Source organism: Terriglobus sp. 2YAB30_2, from assembly GCF_052114765.1.
Lineage (GTDB): Bacteria > Acidobacteriota > Terriglobia > Terriglobales > Acidobacteriaceae > Terriglobus.
The window spans coordinates 1-1,115 of record NZ_JBFRFJ010000057.1 but is presented as its reverse complement, the minus strand read 5'-3'; the positions used below and the strand labels follow the sequence as shown (position 1 = coordinate 1,115).

2 protein-coding genes are annotated in these 1,115 nt (G+C 65.7%); one reads left to right on the top strand and one right to left on the bottom strand.

The window, feature by feature from the left end; all coding sequences use genetic code 11:
• Positions 1-280 (top strand): response regulator (locus tag AB4Y89_RS24505; protein ID WP_442303567.1); only part of this gene is annotated, 280 nt, incomplete at its 5' end.
• A 116-nt stretch (positions 281-396) separates the two neighbouring features.
• Here the strand turns inward: AB4Y89_RS24505 and pcsA are convergent.
• A partial coding sequence (pcsA, locus tag AB4Y89_RS24500; protein WP_442303566.1) for a phosphatidylcholine synthase occupies positions 397-1,115 on the bottom strand: 719 nt, incomplete at its 5' end.

The following is a 1,115-nucleotide window of genomic DNA, read 5'->3' as shown; positions in this document are numbered from 1 at the left end:
GGCCACCAGCGCGGCGGAGGCCCTGCGCCGCCTGGGCGAGGAGCGGACCCGATTCCAGGCGGTGTTTTCCGATGTGGTGATGCCGGGCATGAGCGGTATCGAACTGGCCAGCCGGATCCGTTGCGACTACCCGCGGTTGCCGGTCATCCTCACCAGCGGCTACAGCCCGGCCCTGGCCCAGGGCCAGACCCGGGAATTCGTATTCCTGCAAAAGCCCTACTCGGTGGCGGAACTGGCCCTGGCCCTGAGCGCGGCGATCGGTCAGCCCGAGGTGCCGTAGGCACCCGTCCCCGCTCATCGGGCGGGCAAATAGTCGCCAAGCCTCTGCTGCAGAGGCTTGGGCGCAGGAGTCTTGCATGCTTGCCGGGCCCCGGCAATGGTTCGCGCGGCCCGGGTTCAGCTGGCCTTGCTGAACCATTCCTGGGCCGAACGCCACAGGCACACGCCGAGAAAGTAGGCCGAGGCTGCCAGCCACAAGCCCATGATCGGCGGGCTGTGCAGCGGGTGGCTGAGGATCAGCAATGCGCCGCTGAGCAGCCAGACGAAGGTCACGATGATGTTCAGCCCCATCCACTTGCGTACCCGGAACGGATGCAGGAACTGCACCCGGGTGGCGGTCAGCAGGGCCAGGGCGAAGATGCTCAGCAGGCTCAGCCAGGGGCCGGGCTCGATCAGGTAGAAGCACAGGGCGACCACGTTCCAGGCCGCGGGAAAGCCCTGGAAGTAGTTGTCGTGGCTCTTCATGTTGACGTTGCAGAAACACAGCAGCGACGACAGCAGGATCAGCGAGGTGGCCAGCAGCGCGCTGTATTCCGGCAGGGGAATGTAGCGGTAGATGAACAGCGCCGGGATAAACACATAGGTCAGGTAGTCGATCACCAGGTCCAGCACCGAGCCGTCGATGTTGGGCAGCACCGAGCTGGTCTTGACCTTGCGCGCCAGGGAGCCGTCGACGCCATCCACCAGCAGCGCCACCCCCAGCCATAGCAGGCAGGCCTTGGGCTGGTTGTCGAACAGTGCCAGGGTGGCGAGCAAGGCACTGACCACCCCGGTGGCGGTGAAGCCATGGGCGCCCCAGGCTTTGATTCTGGCGATCTGCAGGGTCGATATCACGG